General features: G+C 68.9%; 6 protein-coding genes and 1 pseudogene. 6 read left to right on the forward strand and 1 reads right to left on the reverse strand.

The window, feature by feature from the left end; all coding sequences use genetic code 11:
- On the reverse strand, positions 1-495 hold a 495-nt coding region (locus tag CVO76_RS14730; RefSeq protein WP_208739929.1), incomplete at its 3' end, for a polyprenyl synthetase family protein.
- 228 nt (positions 496-723) lie between these two features.
- Between CVO76_RS14730 and dinB the strand changes: the two genes are divergently transcribed.
- From dinB to CVO76_RS14760, 6 genes and pseudogenes are all read left to right on the forward strand, one after another.
- A complete protein-coding gene (dinB, locus tag CVO76_RS14735; RefSeq protein ID WP_133081937.1) occupies positions 724-2,004 on the forward strand; it encodes a DNA polymerase IV in 1,281 nt (426 codons plus the stop codon).
- A 221-nt stretch (positions 2,005-2,225) separates the two neighbouring features.
- The gene (locus CVO76_RS14740) at positions 2,226-2,603 is read left to right on the forward strand and encodes a DUF3040 domain-containing protein (RefSeq protein ID WP_133081653.1); all 378 of its coding nucleotides are present in this window, start codon (positions 2,226-2,228) and stop codon (positions 2,601-2,603) included.
- A gap of 346 nt (positions 2,604-2,949) precedes the next feature.
- A complete protein-coding gene (gene mraZ / locus CVO76_RS14745) occupies positions 2,950-3,381 on the forward strand; it encodes a division/cell wall cluster transcriptional repressor MraZ (protein ID WP_133081654.1) in 432 nt (143 codons plus the stop codon).
- 246 nt (positions 3,382-3,627) lie between these two features.
- Positions 3,628-4,629, forward strand: coding sequence for a 16S rRNA (cytosine(1402)-N(4))-methyltransferase RsmH (rsmH, locus tag CVO76_RS14750; RefSeq protein ID WP_133081655.1), 1,002 nt, complete (start codon positions 3,628-3,630; stop codon positions 4,627-4,629).
- Entirely contained in the window at positions 4,626-5,300 is a 675-nt protein-coding gene (locus CVO76_RS14755; protein ID WP_208739930.1) for a hypothetical protein, read from the forward strand. The genes rsmH and CVO76_RS14755 overlap by 4 nt, the downstream gene beginning before the upstream one ends.
- A 60-nt stretch (positions 5,301-5,360) precedes the next feature.
- Positions 5,361-6,020: pseudogene (locus tag CVO76_RS14760) on the forward strand (peptidoglycan D,D-transpeptidase FtsI family protein); the annotation flags it as partial.

Raw genomic sequence — 6,020 nt, forward strand, 5'->3', positions numbered from 1 at the left:
CGACGCCGTGAACAGTTCCTCGCTGAACGCGAGGCAGAGATCGCCGGCGAGGATCGCCGCCGACACGCCGAAGCGTTCCGGATCGAGGTGCCACCCCGCGTCGGCATGCCGCCCGCTGAACTGCCGGTGCACGCTGGGGCGCCCCCTGCGCGTGTCCGAACGGTCGATGATGTCGTCATGGATCAGTGCCGCCGCCTGGAAGAACTCGAGCGCGGTCCCCGCGACGACGGGCGCCGGCGAGGAGGGCGACCCGCCTGCCGCACGCCATCCCCAGTAGCACAGCAGCGCACGCATCCGCTTCCCCCCGCCCGTCAGCGTCGCGATACTCGCGATGAGGGGCAGGGATTCGTCGGAGATGGCGGCCAGGACATCCCGCTGTTCGGCCAGGAACTCCTCGATGGTCCGGGTGAGGGAGGAGCGGAACCGCTCCTGCTCGGCGGTGATGGCATCGGGAACAGGGCCGCCCTGGTCGGGGGTGGCAGGTGCGGACAGCATGGATCTCCCGGGCAGCTCGGCTGGTCGTGGTGCTCCCACTCTAACCGGCGGCGCCGAGCGGCACTGCTGGCCGGCTACCCGCCGACCGGGCGCGGTAAGAACCTCACCGGACGGTCGGAGGCTCTCCGATGAGGACCTGTCGGTGGTGCTGCGTACGATGTATCGGTGTCAAAGGACGAGCGGAGGACGGCGGCGGAGCACGCCGAGTGCCACATCCTGCACATCGACATGGATGCCTTCTACGTCTCCGTCGAGCTCCTCGACCATCCGCATCTGCACGGGGTGCCCGTCATCGTCGGCTCGCCGTCCGGACGCTCCGTCGTCCTGTCGGCCTCGTACGAGGCGCGCAGGTTCGGGGTCCGCTCCGCGATGCCGATGTCCGTGGCGATGCGGCAGTGCCCGACAGCCGTCATCCTGCCACCCCACCACGGACGGTACGCCGAGGTGTCTGCGCAGATCATGCGCATCTTCCGTTCGGTCACCCCCGAGGTCGAGCAGCTCAGCGTCGACGAGGCCTTCCTCGATGTCGCGGGTTCCATCCGTCGCCTCGGCGGGCCACGCGAGATCGGCGAGCAGGTGAGGGCGGAGATCCAGTCGAGCCTCGGCATCACGGCGAGCGTCGGGGCGGCCACCACGAAGTTCGTCGCGAAGATCGCGTCGACCCGGGCGAAGCCCGACGGCCTGCTGCTCATCCCCGGGGACCAGACCGTGGCGTACCTGCACACGCTGCCCGTCTCGGCCCTGTGGGGAGTCGGCGCGAAGACGCAGGAGGTCCTGGCCCGGATCGGCATCCGCACCGTCGAGGACGTCGCCCACACGCCCCTGTCCACGCTGAAGAGGCTGCTGGGCGCGTCGGGCGAGCATGTCCACCACCTGGCCTGGGGCCGTGACCCGCGGAGGGTCGTGGTCTCGCGGCCCGAGAAGAGCATCGGTGCGGAGGAGACGTTCTCCCGCGACATCGAGGATTCCGACGTCCTGCGGCGCGAACTCCTGAGGCTTGCGCACCGGACGGGGACGAGGCTCCGGGCTTCCGGGGTCCGGGCCGGGGGAGTCGCCCTGAAACTCCGGTACGCCGACTTCTCCACGCTCACCCGGTCGAAGAAGCTCGACGAACCCGTGGACAGCGCGAACGCGCTGTACGCGGCCGCGACGGCGCTGCTCGCCGCCCTGGGCGATCGTCCGATGGCCGTCCGGCTGATCGGACTCCGCGCCGAGTCCCTCCAGGGAGGAGGGGACGGGTCCAGCCAGCTGACGATCGACCGCAAGGACGACAACTGGCGGATCGCCGAACGGGCCCTGGACGATGTGAACCGGAAGTTCGGTGAGGCCGGCGTGGTGCCGGCGGGGCTCCTCTCCGCGAAGGGCCGCGGACGACCCGCGAACGGGTCCGGCGGACGTCCCGCTGCGCCCGATGGAGGAGGTGCGGGCGCCGGGGCGGGCGGCCCGTCCGGATCGCGCCCGGGCGGACGTGCCGGCGAGCGGCGGAACCCGCGCGATCCCGCGGCTTGAGTGCCCGATAACACTGTGCGGAGAAGCCGATCAACACCGCATTGTGACTTTGCGCCCACCACGTAGCAAACTAGTCTTTAAGTAGGTAGTCCAACTGCCGTCGAGTACGCAAATCCGCCGTCCGGAGCCTGGGGTCGCCGACCCTTCCGCCGGGAACCTGGCCCGCGTCCGGAGCGTTGGTTGGGTGGAGGAACGTTGGTACCCACATCAAGGAGGCGGTCATGGCACTCTCGGAACACGAGCAGAGGTTGCTTGATCAGCTTGAACAGCAGTTGCATGCCGACGATCCCAAGTTCGCGCACTCGATGGCCTCGGACACCCGGAAGTCGATGTCGACCCGGCGCCTGGTCATCGGTTCGCTCATCACGATCGCGGGGATCCTGGTCCTTCTCGCCGGCATCGTCTACCAGAACATCTTCATCGGGGTGGCAGGATTCCTGATCATGGGTGCGGGCGTGTACTTCGCGACCACGAAGTCGAAGCAGGTGGAGGCAGGACAACCCATCGGCAGGCCGTCGAACGCCCCCTCGGGAGGCAAGAGCGGATTCATGTCCAGCCTCGAGGACAAGTGGGACGAGCGCAAGCGGGACCAGACCTAGCAGGACCTGCCGGAACCGGCATCGTCCGAGCCCTCGTCGGCCGGATGGAAGGAAAGAACCCGCTTCGGCGGGTTCTTTCCTTTTAAGTGCTGCCTCCCCCCGGTCGGGCACCATGCGCCGCCGTCCTGCACCCTCTTCCCGCCCACCGGGCCTCCACTTCCCTCCACGGGATGCACCACCGCCGCCTCCGTGTCCTGCCCCGCGTCGGCGCTCGCTGCGACGGGAGTCGGAGGGCGCGCCGGGGACCGGCATGCATTGACCGGGGAGGGTTGTGGAGTAAAGTGGGGAACATAAGAGCAAGGCAGCAACGGGCTGGGCTTGGCGGACTCAGAACAGGCGGTCAGGGATGTTCCTCGGAACTCACACCCCCCGCCTCGACGAGAAGGGAAGGCTCATCCTCCCTGCGAAGTTCCGCGAGGAACTGAGCGAGGGACTGGTCCTCACGAGGGGCCAGGAGCGCTGTATCTACGTCTTCAGCATGAGTGAGTTCGAGAGGGTTCACGAGCAGATGCGGGCCGCACCGATCTCGTCACGCCAGGCGAGGGACTACAACCGCATCTTCCTGTCGGGGGCCTCGGACGAGGTGCCGGACAAGCAGGGCAGGATCACCATACCTCCGGCACTGCGCACGTACGCGGGACTCGACCGGGACCTGGCCGTGATCGGTGCTGGGAGCCGTGCGGAGATCTGGGCCGCGGAGGCGTGGGAGTCCTACCTCGACGAGAAGGAGACGGCTTTCTCGGAGACGGACGAGGATGCCTTCCCGGGCATCATCTGACCGACCAGCAGGACCAGCAGGACCAGCAGGACAAGAACGCAGTAATGACGACGCGGGTGGGCAACGTCTCTTGGATGAGATCTCCAGCCGCCGGATACGATTCGCCACCTGGCTCCACTTCCCCGGAGCCAGGCGACGACGATCCGGCCGGATGGGGGTCTGATTCAAGAAGCCGGACCCTCCTTCCGGCAGCCTGCAGGGAAACACCGACACGATGTACCACGAGCTGCAGGAGGGAGAGGCTGGATGCGCGATGACCGGCCGACGGACGAGCGACACGTTCCCGTCCTCCGCGACCGCTGCGTCTCCCTCCTCGCTCCGTCCGTGGCCTCCGCCGAAGCCGCCGGGCGCCGGGCCGTCGTCGTCGATGCGACCCTCGGCATGGGCGGCCATGCGGAGAGCATGCTGGAGCGGTTCCCCTCGGCACACCTCGTGGGGATCGACCGGGACACGGAGGCCCTCGAGCTCGCCGGCGAGCGTCTCGCCGCCTTCGCGGACCGAACCGACCTGGTGCACGCCGTCTACGACGAACTGCCCGAGGTGCTGGCCGACCTCGGGATCGACGGGGTGGACGGCGTCCTCTTCGACCTGGGCGTCTCGTCGCTCCAGCTCGACGAGCGCGACCGCGGTTTCGCCTACTCCTTCGACGCGCCGCTCGACATGCGCATGGACACGAGCAGGGGGATCACCGCGGCCGAGGTCGTGAACACCTACGCCGCGGAAGACCTGCTGCGCATCATCCGCACGTGGGGCGAGGAGAAGTTCGCCGGCCGCATCGCCACGGCGATCGTGCAGGCGCGGCAGGCCGAACCCCTCCGTACGACCGCCCAGCTCGTGGAGGTGATCCGCAGTGTCGTTCCCGCCGCGGCCGCGCGAACGGGTGGACATCCGGCCAAGCGGACCTTCCAGGCGCTGCGGATCGAGGTCAACGAGGAACTGACCGTCCTCGAACGGGCCGTCCCCGCGGCCGTCGACTCGATCGTGACCGGAGGCCGTGTCGTCGCGATGTCCTACCACTCCCTCGAGGACCGCATCGTCAAGAGCGCGTTCACCGCAGGAACCCGATCCTCGGCGCCGGTCGGTTTCCCGGTGGAACTCGAGGAGCACAAGGCCTACCTCCGCTCCCTGACACGTGGCACCGAGGCGCCCACGGCAGCGGAGGTCGAAGAGAATCCGCGAGCGGCCTCGGCCAAGCTCCGGGCAGTTGAACGAATCAAAGCAGGACCCGTCGACAGGAAGAACAGATGAGCCAGGCATTGACAGTCGAGAAGCGACACGGCACTGCGGCCTTCTCCGGGAGCGGCGCGCTCGCCCTCGCCCCGGGGCGCCTGGCCGGCACCACGGCCGGCACCCCGACCGGCACGACGCATAAGACCCGCACCCCCCTGTCGGTGGTCCCAGCGCGTCCTGCCCGCCGGAGGATGCCCCTGGCGGTCTTCAGCCTGCTCGTCCTCGGTGCTGCCCTCGCCGCGGTCCTGATGCTCAACATCTCGGTCTCCGGGACGCAGTACGAACTCGTCCAGCTGCGGAACCAGCAGGTGGCCCTCAGCCAGCAGAACGAGGCGCTCGTCCTCGAGATCGAGGGCAAGGAGGCCCCGCAGAACCTCGCGGCCGCCGCCACGAAACTCGGCATGGTGTCCTCCCCGACCTTCGGGACGATCGAGCTCGAGACGAAGAAGGTGACGGGCACTCCGGAACCCGCGGTGGAGGGCCGCAAGCCCGAGGTCCTGATCGCCGCACCGAACCTCGTCACGGAGCAGCCCGTCCCGGTGGCCGTCGAGGTGCCCCCGGCGGAACCGGTCGAGGAGACGGCCGGAGGCGACACCGGCGTCGCTGCGGACGGTTCCACGGACGGAGACGCGGGGAGCGTGGCATCGGGGACGATCCCCGGTCCCGAGCAGGCCGGCACCGACCGGTAGCAGGCGGCGCCTCAGCCCCAGCCCGACGCACCGCCCGTACTGTCTCGACAAGGATTCCCCGTGACCCCTGCACGCATCGGCAGCCCCGACAGCCTCCGACTGGCCCTCGGGTCGACGCGCCTCCGCGTGGGACTGGCCTTCGTCCTCGTGCTGCTCCTGGTCCTCGGCGTACGCCTGTTCCAGCTCCAGGCGCTGGACCTCAACGGCATGGCGCAGGCAGGGCTGTCCAAGCGGCTCACCAGCACCGCCGTGCAGCCCATCCGCGGCTCGATCGTGGACATGAACGGAAAGTACTTCGCTCGCAGCGTGGAGCGCTACGACATCGTGGTGGACCAGCGGCTCAGTGCCGTCGACGATTTCGACCGGACACCGGCCGGTTCCGACGAGCGCGAGATGGACATCCCGATGGACCAGGGATTCGCCGAGCTCTCGGCCGTGCTCGGCATCGACGCGGGAACGCTCGAGGCGTCCATCATGGGGGACAAGTCCTTCAACTACGTGGCGAAGTCCGTCACGCCGGAGGTCAAGGACAGGGCACTGGCCGTCGGCATCCCGGGCGTGTACGCGGACATGACCAGTGTGCGCACCTACCCCGCCGGACCCGTGGCCGGGTCGATCATCGGCTACGTGGGCGCCGACGGTGCTCCGCGCTCCGGCCTGGAGGTGTCCCTGGACGACCAGCTCACCGGCGAGGCGGGAAGCCGCACCTTCGAGATCGGC

The sequence above is a fragment of the Arthrobacter agilis genome, assembly GCF_002953615.1.
GTDB classification, from domain to species: Bacteria; Actinomycetota; Actinomycetes; order Actinomycetales; family Micrococcaceae; genus Arthrobacter_D; species Arthrobacter_D agilis_B.

Bases quoted from the DNA above. Each gene is read 5' to 3' on its own strand.
- dinB (WP_133081937.1), top strand. From the start codon at position 724: ATGGATGCCTTCTACGTCTCCGTCGAGCTCCTCGACCATCCGCATCTG.
- CVO76_RS14740 (WP_133081653.1), top strand. From the start codon at position 2,226: ATGGCACTCTCGGAACACGAGCAGAGGTTGCTTGATCAGCTTGAACAG.
- mraZ (WP_133081654.1), top strand. From the start codon at position 2,950: ATGTTCCTCGGAACTCACACCCCCCGCCTCGACGAGAAGGGAAGGCTC.
- rsmH (WP_133081655.1), top strand. From the start codon at position 3,628: ATGCGCGATGACCGGCCGACGGACGAGCGACACGTTCCCGTCCTCCGC.
- CVO76_RS14755 (WP_208739930.1), top strand. From the start codon at position 4,626: ATGAGCCAGGCATTGACAGTCGAGAAGCGACACGGCACTGCGGCCTTC.